The organism is Anaerotignum neopropionicum, from assembly GCF_001571775.1.
Classification (GTDB): Bacteria; Bacillota; Clostridia; order Lachnospirales; family Anaerotignaceae; genus Chakrabartyella; species Chakrabartyella neopropionicum.
The window spans coordinates 331883-351663 of sequence record NZ_LRVM01000001.1; the positions used below are offsets into that span (position 1 = coordinate 331883).

Annotated in this window: 15 protein-coding genes; 12 read left to right on the forward strand and 3 right to left on the reverse strand. The window is 42.3% G+C overall.

Going from position 1 to position 19781, the window contains the following annotated elements:
* Positions 1-51 precede the first annotated feature (51 nt).
* The 12 genes from CLNEO_RS01645 to CLNEO_RS01700 all read left to right on the forward strand — a co-directional run bounded on the left by CLNEO_RS01645 (position 52) and on the right by CLNEO_RS01700 (position 16043).
* Positions 52-498 (forward strand): hypothetical protein, encoded by a 447-nt coding sequence (locus CLNEO_RS01645; RefSeq protein ID WP_066083801.1) that lies wholly within the window; start codon positions 52-54, stop codon positions 496-498.
* Between the two features lie 244 nt (positions 499-742).
* Positions 743-1198 carry a hypothetical protein gene (locus CLNEO_RS01650; protein ID WP_066083804.1) on the forward strand — a complete coding sequence of 152 codons (456 nt, stop codon included), beginning with the start codon at positions 743-745 and terminating at the stop codon, positions 1196-1198.
* Between the two features lie 652 nt (positions 1199-1850).
* Positions 1851-3146, forward strand: a complete 1296-nt coding sequence (locus tag CLNEO_RS01660) for an L-serine ammonia-lyase, iron-sulfur-dependent, subunit alpha (RefSeq protein WP_066083808.1) — start codon at positions 1851-1853, stop codon at positions 3144-3146.
* A 51-nt stretch (positions 3147-3197) separates the two neighbouring features.
* On the forward strand, positions 3198-3734 hold the full coding sequence (locus tag CLNEO_RS01665; protein ID WP_066083810.1) for a TRAP transporter small permease: 537 nt from the start codon (positions 3198-3200) through the stop codon (positions 3732-3734).
* Positions 3731-5038 (forward strand): TRAP transporter large permease, encoded by a 1308-nt coding sequence (locus tag CLNEO_RS01670; protein WP_066083813.1) that lies wholly within the window; start codon positions 3731-3733, stop codon positions 5036-5038. Before CLNEO_RS01665 ends, CLNEO_RS01670 begins: the two co-directional genes overlap by 4 nt.
* 44 nt (positions 5039-5082) lie before the next feature.
* Positions 5083-5256 (forward strand): hypothetical protein, encoded by a 174-nt coding sequence (locus CLNEO_RS15640; protein ID WP_157723449.1) that lies wholly within the window; start codon positions 5083-5085, stop codon positions 5254-5256.
* A complete protein-coding gene (gene dctP / locus CLNEO_RS01675; protein WP_066083815.1) occupies positions 5253-6287 on the forward strand; it encodes a TRAP transporter substrate-binding protein DctP in 1035 nt (344 codons plus the stop codon). Before CLNEO_RS15640 ends, dctP begins: the two co-directional genes overlap by 4 nt.
* Positions 6288-6760: 473 nt before the next feature.
* Positions 6761-8293 (forward strand): L-serine ammonia-lyase, iron-sulfur-dependent, subunit alpha, encoded by a 1533-nt coding sequence (sdaAA, locus tag CLNEO_RS01680; protein ID WP_066083819.1) that lies wholly within the window; start codon positions 6761-6763, stop codon positions 8291-8293.
* Between the two features lie 383 nt (positions 8294-8676).
* Positions 8677-9396 carry a FadR/GntR family transcriptional regulator gene (locus tag CLNEO_RS01685; protein WP_066083821.1) on the forward strand — a complete coding sequence of 240 codons (720 nt, stop codon included), beginning with the start codon at positions 8677-8679 and terminating at the stop codon, positions 9394-9396.
* A 327-nt stretch (positions 9397-9723) separates the two neighbouring features.
* Positions 9724-10224 carry a hypothetical protein gene (locus CLNEO_RS01690; RefSeq protein ID WP_066083823.1) on the forward strand — a complete coding sequence of 167 codons (501 nt, stop codon included), beginning with the start codon at positions 9724-9726 and terminating at the stop codon, positions 10222-10224.
* Positions 10225-10406: 182 nt separating this feature from the next.
* Complete coding sequence (locus CLNEO_RS01695) at positions 10407-10916, forward strand: hypothetical protein (protein WP_066083825.1); 510 nt, start codon at positions 10407-10409, stop codon at positions 10914-10916.
* Positions 10917-11495: 579 nt separating this feature from the next.
* Positions 11496-16043, forward strand: coding sequence for a GLUG motif-containing protein (locus tag CLNEO_RS01700; protein WP_066083826.1), 4548 nt, complete (start codon positions 11496-11498; stop codon positions 16041-16043).
* Between the two features lie 588 nt (positions 16044-16631).
* Here the strand turns inward: CLNEO_RS01700 and CLNEO_RS01705 are convergent.
* The 3 genes from CLNEO_RS01705 to CLNEO_RS01715 all read right to left on the reverse strand — a co-directional run bounded on the left by CLNEO_RS01705 (position 16632) and on the right by CLNEO_RS01715 (position 19749).
* Positions 16632-17540 carry a hydroxymethylglutaryl-CoA lyase gene (locus CLNEO_RS01705; RefSeq protein WP_066083828.1) on the reverse strand — a complete coding sequence of 303 codons (909 nt, stop codon included), beginning with the start codon at positions 17538-17540 and terminating at the stop codon, positions 16632-16634.
* Between the two features lie 84 nt (positions 17541-17624).
* Complete coding sequence (locus CLNEO_RS01710; RefSeq protein WP_066083829.1) at positions 17625-18527, reverse strand: hydroxymethylglutaryl-CoA lyase; 903 nt, start codon at positions 18525-18527, stop codon at positions 17625-17627.
* 28 nt (positions 18528-18555) lie between these two features.
* Complete coding sequence (locus CLNEO_RS01715; protein WP_201032842.1) at positions 18556-19749, reverse strand: CaiB/BaiF CoA transferase family protein; 1194 nt, start codon at positions 19747-19749, stop codon at positions 18556-18558.
* Positions 19750-19781 lie beyond the last annotated feature (32 nt).

Here is a 19781-nt window from a genome sequence, read left to right on the forward strand (position 1 = left end):
AAGATTTCACATAATCATGTAGCTACATAAAAATTTGAAAGGGATCATGCCATGAAAGTATATAGTTGGAAAACTCTTTTGGTGAGTATAGTATTAGGTGGTGGATTTTTTGTATTTACCATCCTTCGTTTTAATGGTTTGGAGGATTTTGTGCAGCTGATCTTTTTGGCATATTACATCATAGACGGACTCTGTGTTTCATTTTCAGAGGATTGCTATAAAGAATATGTTAAGCGTGTGGAAAGAGCAAAACGGGTTAATGGAAAGCTATTCGGAAAATTTACCTTTCTTGTGCGGTGGAGTCCAATGTTTTTTATAGTATTGGGCTTTTGCGTTGTAATGCTGTTGCCAACTTGGGAATGGTTTTTATGGCTTTGCCTGTTATCTGCCTTGGCTTCTGGTATTTATATTTCCACGGTTTATAGAAAGCATATGAAAATTGAAGAGGAGGAGGAACAAATAGCTTCTGAAAAATCGGATGACAGCCACACCATATAATGCGAAGCTGAAATTTTTTTATTGTTCATATCTAAGAAAGGCCTCCTGCATGGGAAGTTCTTTGCTGTCCTGGGAATTTGATGCGCAAAACCCCGCGGTCTGACTGTGCTTATGACAAGAGATTTTATTGCAGTATAACGCCAATAAAAAGGTATGCAAGAGTATATGAACCCATATATGGCTTTTTGTTTTATCTATGATAAAATAGTACAAAGACTATTTGAATGCTGCAAGGAGAATTATTATGAAAAAATTGTTGTTTCTTTGTTGTACGCTATCCATGATACTTTTTTTATTTGGTTATTTAGTTAATCAAGCAAAGATACCAAAAGAAAAATATAGCATGAGTGGTTCTGTATCTTTAGGCGTTGCGGAGGATGAGAGCTTAGATAAAACGAAGGTCATATATTCTGTTGTGATTAAAGGGAGCAAGGAGGATATTGAAAATATCGATGTTCAAGAACCATTAATTAACATGGAATATGATAAGTTCATGTTGGAAAACGGTCCCCATAATGCAGAGATGAAAGACGCAGAAACGAAAAATCCATATTTGGAAATTGGGGGAAGCTTTGTGTTTGATACCCATGATAAAACCAAAGAAGAAATCGATGGCATGAAGTTGTTTCAAGGCATCAAAATAATTGATCAGGATAAAGAAGAATATACTTTGAATTTTAATATTAATCCAACGAAATGACATGCAGCGAGGAATTGCCTGTATTTGTTTGTGTTAAGGATTCAAAAAAAGACATGTATGGAATTGAACGCACACATGCTTTTTTTATTTATGGTAGAATGAAATAAATCAGAGCAAAGACAAACCTTGGGCGTTGGGTCAGGAATTTTGCTCCCAAAACGATCAGTGTGTGAGGGCAGCGTTTTCTTGGCTGTTTTATCCCAAACCCAAGTGCTTTTTGAAAAAAGCAAGACCAAAAACTTATATTAAAACCGCATATTCATGGGTTTTTAGATGGGTCAATGATACATAGGCCAAACAGATGAGTTCCTGCGACCAGAGGTCTTGAAATCCCCTATTTTCCTTAGATGAGCATAGCTCATCCTGTGGATGCCATTCGGGAAGCTCTTTGTTTCCCAACCCCTTCCGTTATAAAAAATGACTTTATGAAAAATCTAAGCCGAAAGCCTTATAAATTAAGGTTTTCGGCTTTTTTTATGTCCCTACACAGCCTTCCGCCAACCCTTGGGTGGTTTTTTCGAGAAAAATGTGCTCAGCTGATTTTTGCAAAGAATTCACCCCTGAAAAAATAAAAATACCCGTTGACAATGTAATATTATAATAATATAATACATTTAAACAAATAGCTGTAATACACATGGAGGTAGACAATATGGATAAGAAGCAAGAAGAAATGTATGCAATTCTAAAAAAAGAACTTGCACCTGCCCTTGGTTGTACAGGGCCTACAGCCGTTTCTTATGTGGCGGCAGAAGCTGCAACCGCCGTTGGGGGAAAGCCGTTAAAGGTAGAAGTTAAGGTTGACCGGCATATTGGCACGAAAAACAGTGATGTGGGTATTCCGGGAACAAGTAGTGTAGGCTTGAAAATTGCTGCTGCCTTAGGGGCCATTGCCGGAGATGCACAGGCGGGTCTTAATGTTTTACATAAGGTGACAAAGGAGGATGAAGCCGTGGCGCAGGCTTTTTCAAAATCCGGCAATGTAAGCGTAATTCCTGATTTAGAAACAGATATTTTGGGCTTGTACATGGATTGCGTGGTTACAACGGATAAAGGGATTGGCCGTGCCATCGTTTTAAAAACACATACCAATTTGGTATACCGTGAGGCAAACGGCATAAAGCAGGTGGATATTCCTTTTGATCGTATTGCATCCATGAATGAAACGAAGGATGCAATGGCCCATTATGAAATTGCCGATTTTTATGCTTTTGCAACGCAAACGCCCATAGAGAAATTGGAATTTTTGAAAGAAGCTGTACAATTGAATAAAGCTCTGGCAGATGCTTGTTTTATGGGTGAGGCAAAGGGTGCTGGGTTTGGCATTTCTATGTTAAAGCATGCAGGAGAGGACATGGTAAAAAAAGCAAAGGCCATGACTGCTGCGGGAGCGGAAACAAGAATGATTGGGTATCCCCTGCCGGCAATGAGTTGTGCGACCAGCGGAAATGTTGGGATTACTGCTTCCCTTCCGTTAGTTAGCATGGCGGAGGATTTGAAATGTAAGGAGGAGCAGTTACTTCGTGCCCTGGCCATGAGCTTTTTAATGACGATTTGTGTAAAGAATCGTATTGGCCGTGTATCCTCCATGTGTGCATGTGTAACAGCTGCCTCCCAAGGGATAGCTGCTGGTGCAACTATGCTGCTTGGTGGAGATTTAGCCTGTATAAACAAAGCAATCAATAATACAATTGTAAACATTTTTGGCGTTGTTTGTGACGGGGCACGCCTAGCTTGTGCGTTAAAACTTGCTTCTGCGGCAGGTATTGCTATAGAATGTTCTATATTAGCCGTAGAGGGTGTGGAAACACCTTTGAATGAAGGGGTTGTTGGTGGAAATGCAGATATGTCTTTAAATTTTATGGGTAAATTTGCTCAGACGGGTATGGCAGAGTCGGACTTGGCATTATGCAAGGCACTGTACGAAAAACAACAGGCACAGGGTTAATTGATTTTTAGTAAACACCCTAGCGCTTTGTTGAAATGGGAGGAGGATAATATGGAATATTATGAGGGCATTAAAACGCCGGCACTAAGAATGATTTATCGGGCGATTATCTCAGTTCAACGATTTGTGTGCTATATTTGTGCAATAGCACTTCCGCTCATTATTACCTATCAAGTGGTTTTGCGTTATGTTCTGAAGGCACCTTTAATGGGCATTGAGGAGCTGTTAACTTTTTTCATTATTTGGCTTTATATGATGAGCGGTTCCGTTGCATCAGAGAGGCGCTGCCATATAGAGTGCGGTATTTTGACACTTTATATTAAAAATGAAAAAACAATAAAAATTTTTAAATGCTTTAAATCCATCTTTTCTTTCATAATTTGTGCATGGCTGACACGCTGGGCATTTTGGTATTTTCAATATTCCCTTGGCCTATGGAAGACAAGCGGTATTTTGAAAATTCCTATGTTTTTTGGTGAAAGCTCAATGTTTTTGGGTCTGGCATTCATGCTGTTTTTTGCAGCCTTAGAAGTGATTGATTCTATCCGAGAGCTAATCGCATTTTTAAAGGAGGGGAAAAGGGTATGAGTACGTTGGCTATTGTAGGGATTGATGTTATTTTACTGATTTTACTTCTTATGCTAAGTGTTCCGTTGCCCTATTGCTTTGGCGGAGCATTACTTTTCATCAGTATTGCCGCCAATGTGTCAATGAAAAGCATGATGTTGTGGGCATATTCCCAGTCTATAGGAACAGTTTTGCTGGCAAGTCCGCTTTTTATTTTAGCAGGTACATATATGGGCGGCAGTGGCGTGGCAAAAAAGCTTTTGGATCTTTGCGATGCGTTTGTTGGACGAATTAAAGGCGGCTTAGGCGTGGTAAGTGTTATTACCTGTGCCATCATTGGTGCAATTTCCGGCAGCGGTTTTACCGGTGTTGCCGCTACTGGGCCAATCATGATTCCCCGTATGGTGGAACAAGGCTATTCCCGGGGTTTTGCTACCGCATTGGTGACGGTATCCTCGGTACTTGGTTTGTTAATTCCTCCCAGTGCTATTATGATTATTTATGGCTGGATTACCGAAACCTCAATTCTTGCCTGCTTTTTGGCTACAGTTGGCCCGGGCATTTTGGTTATGATTTTATTTTGCGTTATTAATTTGGTTGAGTGCAGAAAGTTTGATTTAAAATTGATGCCTCCCATGTCCTTGAAGGAAAAAGCCGAGATCACGGGAAAGAGAACCGTTTCCGCAATTCCCGCACTGATGATGCCTGTGATTATTTTGGGCGGAATTTATTGTGGTGTATTCACACCTACCGAGGCGGCAGCGGTTGCTGCAATTTACAGCATACCTGTAGGGCTGTTTATTTATCGGGCAATGAAGCTAAGGGATATTAAGCAGATGACCTTTGATTCCATTTGTTCCATTGGTTCTATCATGGTTATGATTGTTTTTTGTCTTATGCTAAGCCAGACCTTTGTTATGCTTCAAGTACCTCAGGCCTTGATTCAAATAATATTTAACCTGACTACAAATAGAGTGATCATTTTGATACTTATGAATCTCTTTTTATTCCTTGTTGGTATGATTGTAAATGACTCAACGGGCATGCTGCTTTGTGCGCCATTGCTGCTGCCGTTGGTTCGAGAGCTGGGCATTTCCCCCATACATTTTAGCGCAATTATGGGTGTAAATCTTGCAATGGGGGGCGTAACACCTCCTTATGCCAGTATTCTTTACTTGGGTATGCGCATTGGTAAGTGTGAGTTTCAAGATATTTTGAAGCCGGCCATGAAATTATTGATATTTGGTTATGTTCCGGTTGTGTTTTTAACCTCTTTTTGGCCAGAGTTATCAATGTTTTTGCCAAAATTATTTGGTTTTGCATAGGATTCAAAAATCACAATAACAAAGGGGATGAGGCAGGAATAAAAGTGTTTACCATTGACGAAGGAAACGATCCATCTACTATGGCAGATACTGATGAAAAGGCACAAAAGAAAAAAATGTGCTTAAATGATTTTCTTCATTTAGGGGTAACAGGGACAAGGGTGTTGGCTTTTTTATTACAGGCGGATAAGCCTAAGAATTGGAGGAATGTATTATGAAAAAACTGCTAAGTTTACTACTTACATCAACGATGGTTTTGGCCTTGGCGGGCTGTGGTTCCGGCGCCGACTCCAGCAATCAGGCACAAGAGCAGAAAGAGGAACAAACAGTTACATTATCTTTGGCACATATAAGACCAGTAGGTTCTACTGCCGACTTGGCAATCCAGGCTTTTGCAGAGGAAGCAACAGAGCTTTCCGGCGGCACCTTGCAGTTTGAAGTATATCCTGCCAGCCAGCTGGGTGACTATACAACCGTTCAAGAGCGTGTAGGCATCGGGGATGTTGATATGCAAATTGCCAGTTTGGGCAGCAATCTGGACAAGGTTTTTGCCATGTCCAATGCAGCATATCTGTGCAGTACATGGGATGAAGCAAAGGTGATGTTTGCAGGGAATAGTCCTCTGATTGAAATTTACAAAGAGAAAATGGCAAAATATAATATGACCTATTTAGCTTCCTATCCTCTGTATTTTGGTGGTATTGCGCTAAATACCGATCCCGTGGATCCAACAAACCCCAATGCCCGTTCCGGTATTAAAATTCGTGTTCCAGCAATGTCAACCTTCGAGAAAACCGCCACAACCCTTGGGTATTTGGCAACGCCTTTGGCATCCTCCGAAATGTTTACTTCTATTCAGACGGGTGTAGTGAATGGCGCAATAGGGGCAGGTGCGGAAATGTATTATGGCAATTTATCCGGCTTGGTTAAATATTATTTGCCCATTAACGACCATTTTGAACAATGGTATATGTATATTAATACAGACAAGTGGAACAGCTTAAGTGATAATCAGCGCAATGCCCTTCAGACTGCTGCCGATAATATGCAAAAGGCAAGATGGGACGTTGCTGAAGGCGAAACCGATGAATATGAACAGAAATTACGCGACAGCGGCACAATTGTTGTGGATTACACAGATGAGCAATTAGGCGAGTTTGCCAAGGTTGTTCGTGAGGCTGTTTGGCCGGCGATTGCAGAGGAATATGGAACTGAGAATTTTGAAGCAGTAACAAATAGTATTAAGTAAAAAATTGAAAAGAGATACAGAAAAGCCACATAAATAAAGTGGCTTTTTTGTACCGCTAGATTTTCCCCAAAAAGGGCGGCGGAATCAATCAAGAGGGAATAAGCCTTTGACTTTGCAAAGCTTTTTACAATTTATTTTGAAAACGGGTGTTATTAACAATTTTTTGGCTGCTATTTTATGATTTTATGTGATGAGGTTTAAGGCAACGCCGCATAACTTTCAGCGGACGCTTTGTGTACCCATCTGTTTACAGCTGGGTACATAGAATTATGCAGTTTTGCCTTAAACTTATTAAAATAAATATGCGTTTTCATTATGTTATTGTACTTTTATATCAAATATTTTTATACAAAATGGCTTCGCTGCAACAAAGCTTTGTTGATATGCTCTTACCAGTGCTTCTGCAGGCATATGAGCCAAGTTTTGTTGGAAATTTTTAGCGCTCAATAACGGCAAATGATTGGAGGTTATTTATGAGTACTAGTATTTTTGAAATTATAGGCCCAACGATGATCGGGCCATCCAGCTCTCATACGGCAGGCATGGTTCGCATTGGAAGGATGACACACAGGATTGTGGATGGGGACATTCGGTATATCAATATTGAATTCAGCCCCATGTTGCGAACCACCTATCATGGACATCGTTCAGATGCGGCTTTGATTGGGGGCGTAATTGGCTTATGTGAAGGGGATATAGAAATCCGTGACGCAATCGAGCTGGCCCATGAAAAAGGGATTGAAACAAAAATTGATTTTTTGCCCGAGGGTCAATATCCTCAAAACACTGCTCGTCTTACCGTGGGTTGCAAGGATGGAAGGGAGGTTTCGGTTTTAGGCACTTCTGTGGGCGGTGGCAGCATAGTAATTGATGCTGTGGATGATGCCTGCCTGCGGATTATGCCCGAGGCATATCATATCATTCTTTGGAGTGGGGATGCCTTGGATTTACCCCAATCAGAGGCTGTCGTTCAAAGGGGTGAGGGTAAAAAAGGAATGATTACCTGCCTTACCTTTTCCGCCATGCCTTCGGAGGCCTTTGTTGCACACCTTGGGGAATGTAAAGGTATTACAGCATTGAAAATCATTCCTCCCATTCTTGCGTATGGGGTGACTTTAACAGACGAGAAATATGAAAGCTGTTTGGATTTATGCCGCGTGGCTGAAGAAAAAGGACTGACAATTTCAGACTTGGCGGTGGGCTACGAGATGAAACGGTCGGGATTTTCCCAAGAATACATTTGCAATGAAATGCATCAGCTTTTAAAAACAATGAAAAAGTCTGTGGAAGAGGGTGAAAAGCCCAATAGGCTGTTATATGGATTGGCGTCTGGTAAAGATGGGAAGCTGTTAAATAACGCAGTGATGGAGGGGAAAACAATTTCCGGGGGTATTGTCCCTTTGGCTGTTTCTCGTGCCATCGGGGTTATGGAATACAATGCTTCCATGGGCATTATTGTAGCGGCGCCCACAGCAGGCTCATCAGGCATTGTGCCGGGTTGCTTTATTACATTGCAAAAGGAATACGGTTTTTCCGATGAGGAAATTGTGAATGCCCTTTTTGTATGTGGAATCATGGGGGTAATCATGGCGCATCGAAAGGTGTCTTTTTCCGGCTCTGTTGGCGGCTGCCAGGGTGAGGTAGGGGTATCCAGTGCAATTTCAGCAGCGGGCATGGTAAGCCTGTTTACCAAAAATCCTACGAAAATTGTCCATGGAATGGCCTTGTGCCTTAAAAATCTTCTTGGGTTGGTATGCGATCCAATTGCAGGGCCCATTGAAATTCCTTGTATTAAGCGCAATGCAGTGGGTGTGGCAAATGCATTTATTTCCGCAGATATGGCACTGGCCGGAATAGAAAGCTTTATTCCACCGGATGAGGTCATTGATGCCTTGGTGGATGTGGAGGAACGTCTGCCTCAGGAATTAAAGTGTGCTACGGTAGGCGGTTTGGCTTGCACCTGTACGGCAAAAAAAATAAGAGAAAAACTGTCGGGCAATGAATGAAAATAATCTATAGTTTAAAATAGGATACTATGTTATAATGAATAAAATATGGATAAAAACTACATTATCTCTAATAACATTTGAAGAAATAATATTGCTGTGATCAAGTCATCTCATAACACTTTTACCTAATTTTTGCTGCATGTGGGCTTACTTGGTAATACTGTAAGGCTTCTGTAATTGATGGGGCGAAAATGTTTTTTGAAGTATAATTCAAGAAAAGAGTATAAATTAGAAAAGAAGTTTCTCAGTATGATGGGAGTTTTTTTGGATGAGCTTCTCTTGGGATAAGAGGAATATCTATCAGACCAAGGGGTTGCAAACATAATGGCATTTGTCATAAAATTTAGATACGGAAATAATTAATATAGGGGGGTTTTGTTGTGAAGGCTATAAAACGCCAATCTCTGTCTGAACAGGTGGTTGAATCTATTTTTAAATATATTAAGGATAACAATCTGAAGGCCGGAGATCAAATTCCAACAGAAAGCGAATTTGCTGAATTTTTTCAAGTCAGTCGTACCAGCATTCGTGAGGCCATGAAGGCGTTGAGCATTAATGGAGTGGTTTCATCCACGCCGGGGAAAGGAACCTTTTTGCAGCCGAAGGCCATGAATACAGTCATAGGAGAGGATGGAACATTACAAACACAGGCGCGGGCAACAATTGCGCAGATTATGGAGATCCGTACACCTTTGGAGGTTTTAGCCATTGGATTGGCTGCCCAAAGAGGAACGGAGAAGGATTTTGAAGAATTGGAAGAAATTACGCACCAATACAGAGAAGCGGTTTTAGCCAAAGCCGGTTGGGTACAATGGGGTACGAAATTTCATACAAAAATAGCCGAGATGAGCGGGAATCCCCTTCTTATTTCTAACCTTCGCTTTTTGGGCGATACGGTTGAGCAATACAGGGAAAATATGGCTACGTTTTATGAGGATAAGTCCTATTATATTGAAAGCCATAAACGCATATGTGAGGCTTTGCGTTGCCGCGATGTAGAGGCGGCACAGGCAGAGATGCAAAGGCATATGCATATGACAGAAGATGTGCTGAGTATGATTGTTGATGAGAAAAATGCAACAGAATTTCTTCCTCATTAATAAGTTTTTGTTTCTAAAATAACAGAACTCTTTATTGCGGGAACGAATTTTTGGGGCAAAGTATGCATATAGTACCACCCAGCCTTTGCCCATAAGCTTGTCTTTTAAGAACAAATTTCAGTGGATGCCACATAAAATGAGTAGTTTGCTACAAAGGCCAGATGTTTGTCTGGTCTTTTTTTATGGGGGAAACCACACCCTACCAAAGTTGTATCTGTGAATTTCAATGCAAACATGACTTTTTGTTTTATTTGTAGTAAAATAAAGGTAAGACTGTTTTGATAGACCGTCGTAAGGCAAAACAAACGGGCAAGGAGAAGTAACGGAATGAAAAAAATGAGAAAATACATTTCAACAATATTGTTTGTTGTGTGTCTTTTATACTTTGTATGGATGATGCTTGACTATAACGGAATTACCATTCACAAAAAAATTGACCACACAATATCAACGGGAATCTATGCAGATGGTGTGCAGGTGGGGGAAACATCCGTAACGATTTCCGGGAAATACTATCCTCACTTATTGCGTGAAGATAGCTTTTGGGGTAAATTTTCTGTGGCAGAAGTGCCTGAAACGGAAAATGATTCGTTAAATGCTGAAATTACTTGGTACGAGGAGAAGATAGATGGCGTGCATTATGAATATCAGTTGATTACCTTTCACAGCAATCAAGTTGGCAGCGCATACATAGAAGAAACGGGAGGAGCCTTCATGCTTTCTATGAACCGCAGCATGGATGAGATGGTATGGGCGATAGACGCTGATCGTGTGCTTGCAACTTCAGCCCAGGCGTATCAAAACTATGTTGAGAAGCAGCATCAGTAAATTTATATTTGAACGCCAATAAAAAGGGCACAGTGTTTAAGAAATTTCCATTGTTTCTTAATAATCGAAGGGTGTACAGCGTTTCACAAAAAGTCATGGATGAGAAAATGTATATATGCAGGGTCTTTTGCAAGATTTATTATGAAATTTGGTAAAGGGGATCTATAATTCGAGGTGCAAGTATGAAAGAGAAAAAAGCAATGAAAATAGCGGTTGTATGCATAATTGGGCTTTGGATGCTTTCAAAAATCCCATTTAACCAAAATATAAAGCAAGAAGTTTCTGCGAATATATACCAAAACGGAGGGGTAACGGGCAAGACAACCGTTGTTATAGATGGAGAGAAAAGCAACTACCTCTTTCGTGACGATGAAGGATTCTACGGAAAATTTTATATTCTATCCTATGAAAAAACAGGCAGAGAAAATATGGTTGCAGGCATTCGTTGGCGTAACGGTGAAAATGTACAGCAACTGATGTATTCTCAAAACGGGACCTTTCCTTCTATGGATATAATATCTACCATCCTTACCAATGATAAAATAACACAATTTGCAGTAATGCTTACAGATGGTACTGTCATTGCAACATCTGATGAAATCTATCAGCTTTATACAAAATATATCTCTTATGATTCTGATACAAGGATTACACATATTGAACGTGTGAATGAAATCCCCAAAATTGAATGACAAAACAATTTTATGATAAACCGTGTAGAGTAAAACGCCTAAGTCAGGTACCATAAATTGAAAAAAGGATGGGCAGCAAAAGCCATGGTTTGTGATGGCCAAAGCTTGACCATTGCGCAAAGAAAGCAAAGATGGAATTGATTTTTTTTTAAATGTTTTCTTTTTGTGTATATTTTATTGATGGTAATACTTGACAAGGAGAAAAGTAAGTGATATAAAAAGAATAAGAAGCAGTCGATATAATCCGTTAGGTACCTTCGTTTTTAAGACAATCTAAAAACGATGTATTTTTTTGGGATATGGTTAGCTTTAACTAACCTACAAAAAGGATTGCTTTCCATAAATGATTTTAAAGGGGTTAGAAAAACACTCTCACACTATGAAATCCATAGTACAGGGGCGATTTGATGTGCCATTCAATACTTAGTAATCCATGTTTATTGCAGCAGATATTGCAGAAGGCATGGATTTCATTTAGTGCTGGGGTTAGCGTTGGCTAACACTTGTTGCCGAAGGGAAAGTCTTGATAAGAGCAGTATCAAGTCGAAAAAATTGGAACAAAGAGAGGATGAGGTACAGATGCAAAAGAAACGAATGCTGTCTTGGGTGCTAACGGCTTCCATGGCGTTGTCACTGATGCCCACAATGGCATTGGCGGCGGATTTCCCCGGGGAGGGGAGCGGAACAAGAAATGATCCTTACCTGATTGGTACAGTGGAAGAACTGGACGCCATGCGGGAGGATTTGGGCGGCTACTACCGACTGGAAAACGATATTGATCTGTCTGAAACGGATTGGACTCCCGTTGGAGCCTATAGGCCCGATCCCTATGATTCGTCCGGCGAAGCGCCCGATGAGGAATATGCTTTTCATGGTACCTTTGATGGCAATGGGTACACAATCAGCGGCTTGACCGTTGAAGATGAGAGTATGTGTGTCGGCTTGTTTGGCGTTGTGGCAAATGCCACGGTGGAAAACTTCATTATTGAAGATGCCACCATTTCCGGCAATACCATGGCTGCTGCAGCCATCGGCTATGCCTATCACTCTACAATAGACGACGTAGATCTGTCCGGTGCCAATACCATTACCGGCTTTGTGGACAGTGGAACAATGCCCCCGAATATGCTGGCGGGTGTTGTGGGCGCAGGTATAGACACCACCATTTTAAATTGTGACGTTACCGGAACCACCATGACAATGGAGGTAATCGAAGATGCGAGTATGCTGGGTACCAATGTTCACGACATCGGCTTGGTGGGCGGCGGCTTAGAGGGTTGCAATCTGGAGAATTGTACAGCGGATGATAGCAGTATTGCCGTGGACGGTGATTATTGCTTCGGCATTGGCGGCTTGTCCGGCTGCGCCATTTCCGCTGAATATATTATGAATTGTGAAGTGATGGATGTAACCATAACAGTGGGCGACTATGCTTATCTGATAGGCGGGCTGATGGGTTATGTGGGACAGGATGGGGAAAATCCTGCAACGGAGATTTCCAACTGCTCCGCAGGGGTGGACCTCACCGTAGGAAATGATTCTGCAAGAGTGGGCGGATTGATTGGCGGCGGATTCTACCTTGATGCGTACAAAGCCTTTTATCCCATACCCACACGTTTTAAGCTGGCAAATTGTGCAACGGATGGCAGCATATCAGCGGGAGCAGGTAGTGAAGCAGTAGGTACTCTTGTGGGGTATGCTTGCCTGTGCAATATTGAAAATTGCAATAGCGATATGACAGGCGTGTCGGATATGGTGGGCTTTGACCAGCCGCTCTTTGACGGCGGCGACGGTTCGACTGACGATCCATATGAAATTGCCAGTGCGGCACAGCTGTATGCTATGCGCTATGATTTGGAGGCAAGCTATAAGCTGACAGACAATATTGATTTAAATGATTTGGTGTTAAATATGGGCGAAGGACATGTGTATAACAGCTGGAAGCCCATCGGTATCTTAACCTATTCTAATGATGTGGATATGAGTAAGGTTTTCTCCGGCATCTTTGACGGTGACAATTATACTATTTCCAACGTAGATGTTACTACTGACGGGGATATGCTGGCAGTAGGCGGCATTTTTGCCTGCACAACAGGTACCATTGAAAATCTTACCTTGGAAAATGTGACTGTTACAGGGGATGAAACCACCATGGCAACCGGCGGTGTGGTTGGTTATGCCATGGATGGTACAGTTTCAGGCGTTATCTTGACAGGCACCAACACCATTACAGGCACGAACTGCGTCGGCGGTATTGTGGGCGGAAGTGAAGGGGCAATCAGCGATTGTACAGTGTCGGCGGAAGGAGGCACCGAAATTATTGTCATTGGTGACAACGATTTTTTCGATGGTCGTATCATTCAGTGTGATATCGCAGAGTGCGGCGGTCTTATCGTAGGCGGCGGCTTTGGTGGCAGTGTTATCGATTGTGATGCAACGGGAACAATTACGGCAAATGGGCAGGATCCTGTGGGCCTTGGCGGCATCGGCGGCTGCCTGCAATGCATGGCGGAAATTTCGGGAAATACAGCCAATGTTACCATCAATACCACCAATGGCGGTCATGCTATCGGCGGTTTATGCGGCTTTGCCGGTATGGGCGATGATGGCAAAGGCACAGTAGCTGATCCTAGCGAAATTTCAAATTGTGATGTTGCGGTTCATATTAATGCGCCCAATGCCACACATGTAGGCGGCTTGGTAGGTACAGGTCTTTACTACTATGGCATGGAGGATCGTTTTAATGTTACAAATTGCTCTGTAACGGGTACTATCATTGGGGGAACAGATGAAACCTCTGTTTTTGGCGCATCAACACCCGGTGCAGTGGCAGGCCGTGCAGTGGGCTGTGATGTAGACGGCTGCACATTTGATGGCCTTACCATAAATGGCGTTGCCGCAGAAAATAAAATCGGCACCACCGGCCTTATGTACGAAAGCGCAGATCAGTATGATGATGATGTCAGCGGCGCTTTGCTGTATGGCTTGACAGATACCTATCAGGAATTGTTTGGTGATGATGCCACCTTTAACGAAGATTACAACCTCTACTGGTATGACTACGCTGCAACTATTGTTGGTGCGGATAACGCTGATGCCACAGTAGCGCAGTTGAAAAATCATATTAGCGGTACCCTATATGGACAAGAAGCCGAGGCGGCTTACGCAGAAAACCCCGAAAGCATTCGGTTCTTCTGCGGCTTTACCGGAGAGGTTGCAACCATTACCTTTAACGGCTCCCAGATCAGCGGTAAAGATGCTGATGGTGAAGAGCTTTTCTCCCATCCTTACCAATATGTAGGTGAGGATCATATATACTATGGTACATCTCCAGTTATGGATGCATGGGTATTCCAAAGTCTGGATGATAATGAGGATCAGTTCAAGTATTTCTTTATGTGTGGTGATACACCGGATACTACCTACCATATTGAGTTCCGTTATGGCAGTGAACGCGGCGATAATTTGAACCAGTTTGCCAAGGGAGATTGTGCTTACTGGCTGGCAGCAGGCATTCCCACCAGTGCATTGAAGGATCCTGAGGAAACCTTATTAAGAAATGGAATTGCACTGTTCTGCTTGGAAAATATGGATTATACTGCTCCTCGTACTACCGCATCCCTGTCCCAAATCAGCGACTTGGTAGGCACATGGGATTATTATGTTAATGGACAGACCATGTCAGATAAGCTGTATTTCACAGTGGATGCAAAGGGCAACGGGCACACCTATTACAATGGGCAAAATGCCTCCAATTATCAGGTTTTTGCCTATGACAACGATGGCTCCAGCGACACAAAATCCGGAATTTATGCAGCTTATGTAACCGGCAGTGATGAAGATGAAGTGAAGTGGGCAAACTATAGCATTACAACGAGTGGCGGAAAAACCATTTTCACCCTTACAGGCGAAGAAGATGGGGAAGCTTATGTTATTTCCTATGCAAAACGGACAAAAAAGAAGTCCAGTGATGACAGCACTTCCGGTGGTTCAACAGGTGGTTCCAGCACAACCACTACCCCCACTACCCCAACGACAAGTGATTCGGAAACAGAATTCTCTGTGTCTGTTTCCGGCAGTACTGCAACAGTTGTGGCTACAGATGGGCAGCTAAAAGAGATTGCTTCCAGCAAAGATACGGTTAAGATTGACGTATCCAAGCTGAAGGTGGATGAGGTGTTAATCCCTCAGAAGATTATTTCTGCAACAGAGGAAGCTTCCGGCACCAAGGGTCTTGAAGTGGCATTGCCTGAAGGCACCGTTACTCTGGATAAGGAGGCATTAGCCGCTGTGGCAGGCAAGGGCGATATTAAGATTTCTGTGGAAGCCGTTTCCCCTGCCCAGCTTTCTGATGCGCAAAAAGCTGTACTTGGAAAGCAGACGGAAACTGCCCTTGTGGTGGATGTAAATCTTTATGCAGGCGGCACCAAAATTAGTACATTCGGTGATGGGGAAATTAGTGTTTCTGTTCCTTACACACTGCAATCCGGCGAAAGTGCTGATAGTATCACAGTATGGTTTGTAAAGGATGATGGTACCATTGAACCCAAGGAAGCAAAATATAACGCTTCTGCGGGCAGCGTGGAATTTACTACCAACCATCTTTCCCAGTACCTAATTTTGAGCTTCCCCTTCCTGGATGTAACGGAGGATGCTTGGTATTATGGCAGCGTGGCGTATGCTTACAATAACAGCCTGTTTGCCGGTACTGGAGCAACCACGTTTGGCCCCGATGTTGCCATGACGCGCCAGATGATCTGGATGGTACTGGCTCGTATGGATGGCAAGGCTCCTGCCAATATGGAGGCGGCGCGTGCTTGGGCCATGGAAAACGGAATTTCCGATGGAACCAATCCCGCAGCATCCATCAATCGTGAGCAGATGGCATCCATCCTCTACCGCTATGCCCAGTACAAGGGCTATGACCTCAGCGGGGGAGAGGAAACCAATATTTCAAGCTTTAAGGATGCTTCCGGCATCAGTAAATACGCAATTCCCGCAATGCAGTGGGCATGCGGCGCAGGCCTTATTAAGGGAAGTGACAACAGTCTCATGCCCTCCGGCGGTGCTACCCGTGCCCAGGTTGCGGCAATTCTCCAGCGCTTTTGCCAAAACATGGAGAAGTAAGACGATTTTTAGGGGTTAGGCATCCCCAATAAGAAAACATGGTGTCCCTTAAGCTATTTATGACTTTTGGGGTACCATGTTTTTTGTTTATAAGCCAATGGGTTTTAGGAATTACAAGGTGTGCAGCAGCAACAATAACTGTATGTCTTGGCATTTTACTGAGTTTTGTTCGTGTTCTTTCCTTATTATTAAAGAAATTATTAGAGAATAAAAAATACAAAGGGCGAAAATTATATCAGTCAATAAAATAAGCAGAGCTAATAATGTAAAGAAATTGGGTTTTTTAAGATTAAGAGGGAGCTGGGCTTTTGTGATCGTAAATGCACAAGTTGTGACGAAATGTGTTTTGTAAAAATGGAGGCTGTGCCTAAGCGAAGGATCGTAAGTTCAAATCCCGTTGGCAAAGTTAGAAAAAATTAAATTTTACAACAAAAGGAATGCAAAAAAACAGCATTCCTTTTGTTGTATGTCCAATAAATAACGTGTTGTACCAACCAATACAAACGCCGATTCTATGGGCGCATCCTCATACACCTAAGGCAAAAAGCCCCATGATAATTTTTGTTTGTCTATCACGGGGCATTGCCCTTATATTCCGATTGCAAATAAACTTGCCATATGGCTTATTACGGGAGCATTTACCCTTTCGCGGATGAAAGCTATGGCAGTTTTTAATTCATCCATGTTAATATTTGTTTCAATGCCCATCATTGTAAGCATATTTACCAAGTCCTCTGATGAAACGTTGCCCGAGGCACCCGGTGCAAAGGGACAGCCGCCCAAGCCTGCGGCAGCCGATTCAAATTCCGTGACTCCATAATTGAGTGCCGCCAATGTATTTGCCAAAGCTAAGCCTCTGGTATCATGAAGATGCATAGAAATTGCATCAACAGGAATGTATTTTTTTACCTCACTTAAAACCGAGTCTACCAAAACAGGGTTGCCCAGCCCAACGGTATCTGCCAGTAAAATTTTACTTGCACCTGCCTTTAATCCTCGTTCTGCCATGGTGATAATTTTTTGGGTTTCAATTTTCTCCCCAAAGGGGCAGCCAAAGGTGGTGGCCAAAGCCAATCTTACCTTTAAAGCACCCTTGTATTCTTTGCATATTTCTTCAAAATGAAGCAGGGATTCCTCTACTGTGGATTGAACATTTGCCATATTATGCTTTTCACTTACAGATACCACATAGTTAATCTCCTTGATGTTTGACTCAAAGGCAAGCTGCGCACCCTTCATATTTGGCACAAGTGCCACCAAGTCCACCCCTTTGCCCTCAGCATATTTAAGAACTTCCTTGCAAACCTCCTTTGCATCAGACATTTGCGGAACTCTTTTGGGATTCACAAAGGAAGTGATCTCAACCTTTTGAAAGCCGGAATCAATTATTTTTTTAATAATTGCTATTTTATCTTCAGTTTTTATAAACGTCTTTACATTTTGGAAGCCGTCGCGTCCACAAACCTCCACAATTTTCACTTTTTTTGGTAAATTCATCGTTCTACATCCTTTCATCCCAGAATTTAGATTTTAAAAAGCAAAAGGATACTTAAACTTAGTATCCTTTTGCGGCATTATCTGTTACTTACACTCGGTTATTTTTTCGATATTCAAATTGTGACCGCTAAAGGTGCCATCAATAATGGTATTTTCAAATTTTGCAGCAGAAACAATTTTCTCAAAGTCAACGCCGGTTTCATAATCCATCTCATTTAGCATAAAAACAACATCCTCTGTTGCCAAATTGCCCGATGCTCCGGGGGCAAAAGGGCAGCCGCCCAATCCCCCTAGGGTTGATTGGATTTTTGTAATGCCTGCTTCAATCGCCACTAAGGTATTTGTCATACCCATATTTCTGGTGTCGTGAATATGCACCTCAAATTCTACTTCGGGATAGGAGGTCTTTACAGCTGTAACAATCTCTCTTACCTGTTTAGGATTTGCAATGCCTATTGTGTCGCAGAGGCAAACGTTATTTACTCCTAAATCAATATACGCCTTTAAAAATGCAACAACCTCGTTAGGATCTTTTACCTTACCCTCAAAGGGGCAGCCAAAGGCTGTGGCTAAATCCAAGCAGATATTTAATTCGGGATAATTCTCTCGTATTTTTTTAAATTCCTCAAAGGATTCTTCATGTGTACGATTAATATTGGCCTTGTTATGGCTTAAGCTAAGAGAAACAACGTAGGAAACCTTTTTCAGCCCCAATTCCCAAGCCATTTTTGCTCCATAAAGATTGGGAACCAGCGGGAAAAACTCCACGTCGGGATATTTCTTTAAAACAATTTCCGTAATTTCCTTTGCATCCTTAAGCTGGGGGATTGCCTTCGGGCTTACAAAGGAAGTATGCTCGATATGCTTTACGCCGGAAGAAACGATATCGTCTATGACCTTTAGCTTATCCTCCACAGAAATGTAGTCCTTTAGATTTTGGAACCCATCCCTTGGCCCAACCTCAATGATTTCAATTTTTTTTCCCATGATGTTCACCTCCTAAAAAGCACTCGCTTTAGAATATTCCTTTATTGATGCAGTTTTCAATTTCCTCGGCACTTAATCCCACAAAGTCACTATAGATTTCTTCGTTATGCTGACCCAAAGTGGGGGCAGGTGTTCTTACGTCTGCCTTTAGGTCGCTGAACTTAATATGCTCCCCTGTGATTTTTGTTTTGCCTGCAACGGGGTGATCAATTTCAACAAACATTTCTCTTGCCCCTGCAATATGGGGGTCATTTACGATTCGGTCAATAGTGTTAATGGGTGCAGTAGGCACACCAATAGCAAGAAGCTTATCTTGAATTTCATCTATGGTATAATTTACTGTCCATGCCTCAACAATTTCCTTAAGCACAGCATGATTTAAAACTCTTTCTGTATTTTTGTTGAACCTTGGGTCATCAACAATTTCAGACTGACCCATTTCATCGGCCAAAAGCTTAAATAATTTATCATTGCCGCAGGCAATAACAACGCTTCCGTCTTTGGCCTGGAAGGAATCATAGGGGTAGGTTGATTCATATCTGTTTCCGATTCTTTCGGGTATTCTGCCGGAAGCAAGATAAATTTGTGTAATTATTTCAAGGGAGGAAACCACGGAATCTACCAATGCAACATCAACCTTTTGTCCTTCGCCTGTCTTTATTTGATTTACAACGGCTGCAAGAACACCAATGGTAACGCTTAAACCACCCAAAACATCACCCATAGCTGTGCCTGTTCTGGTGGGCTGGCCGCCGGGCCACCCTGTTGTGCTCATTAAGCCGCCCATTGCCTGGCCGATGATATCGTAGCCTGCTCTTTGGCTGTAAGGGCCATAATGCCCAAAGCCGGAAACACAGCCATATACGATACGAGGGTTAATTTCCTTTAATGTTTCATAGCCTAAGCCCAATTTTTCCATGGTTCCCGGTCTGTAATTTTCCAGAACGACATCCGCCTTTTTTACCATTTCGATGAAAACCTTTTTGCCTTCTTCATCCTTAAGGTTTAAGGTTACACCCCTTTTATTTCTGTTCAAGTTCATATAATATGCACTTTCTCCATTGATAAAGGGCCCGAAAGCTCTACTGTCATCACCTTTTTTGGGTCTTTCGATTTTAATTACATCTGCGCCCATATCTGCCAAAAGCATACCGCAATAGGGACCTGCAAGAACCCTGGTAAGGTCCAGCACTACAATTCCGTCAAGTATTCCTCTACTCATTTTCATTACTCCTTTCATACGGCGATAGTAGT

Excerpts from the sequence above, each read along its gene's own strand:
- CLNEO_RS01710 (WP_066083829.1), bottom strand. The coding sequence starts at position 18,527 with ATGGGAAAAAAAATTGAAATCATTGAGGTTGGGCCAAGGGATGGGTTC.
- CLNEO_RS01665 (WP_066083810.1), top strand. The coding sequence starts at position 3,198 with ATGGAATATTATGAGGGCATTAAAACGCCGGCACTAAGAATGATTTAT.
- CLNEO_RS01705 (WP_066083828.1), bottom strand. The coding sequence starts at position 17,540 with ATGAATTTACCAAAAAAAGTGAAAATTGTGGAGGTTTGTGGACGCGAC.
- CLNEO_RS01715 (WP_201032842.1), bottom strand. The coding sequence starts at position 19,749 with ATGAGTAGAGGAATACTTGACGGAATTGTAGTGCTGGACCTTACCAGG.
- CLNEO_RS01695 (WP_066083825.1), top strand. The coding sequence starts at position 10,407 with ATGAAAGAGAAAAAAGCAATGAAAATAGCGGTTGTATGCATAATTGGG.
- dctP (WP_066083815.1), top strand. The coding sequence starts at position 5,253 with ATGAAAAAACTGCTAAGTTTACTACTTACATCAACGATGGTTTTGGCC.
- CLNEO_RS01700 (WP_066083826.1), top strand. The coding sequence starts at position 11,496 with ATGCAAAAGAAACGAATGCTGTCTTGGGTGCTAACGGCTTCCATGGCG.
- CLNEO_RS01690 (WP_066083823.1), top strand. The coding sequence starts at position 9,724 with ATGAAAAAAATGAGAAAATACATTTCAACAATATTGTTTGTTGTGTGT.
- CLNEO_RS01660 (WP_066083808.1), top strand. The coding sequence starts at position 1,851 with ATGGATAAGAAGCAAGAAGAAATGTATGCAATTCTAAAAAAAGAACTT.
- sdaAA (WP_066083819.1), top strand. The coding sequence starts at position 6,761 with ATGAGTACTAGTATTTTTGAAATTATAGGCCCAACGATGATCGGGCCA.
- CLNEO_RS01645 (WP_066083801.1), top strand. The coding sequence starts at position 52 with ATGAAAGTATATAGTTGGAAAACTCTTTTGGTGAGTATAGTATTAGGT.
- CLNEO_RS01650 (WP_066083804.1), top strand. The coding sequence starts at position 743 with ATGAAAAAATTGTTGTTTCTTTGTTGTACGCTATCCATGATACTTTTT.
- CLNEO_RS01670 (WP_066083813.1), top strand. The coding sequence starts at position 3,731 with ATGAGTACGTTGGCTATTGTAGGGATTGATGTTATTTTACTGATTTTA.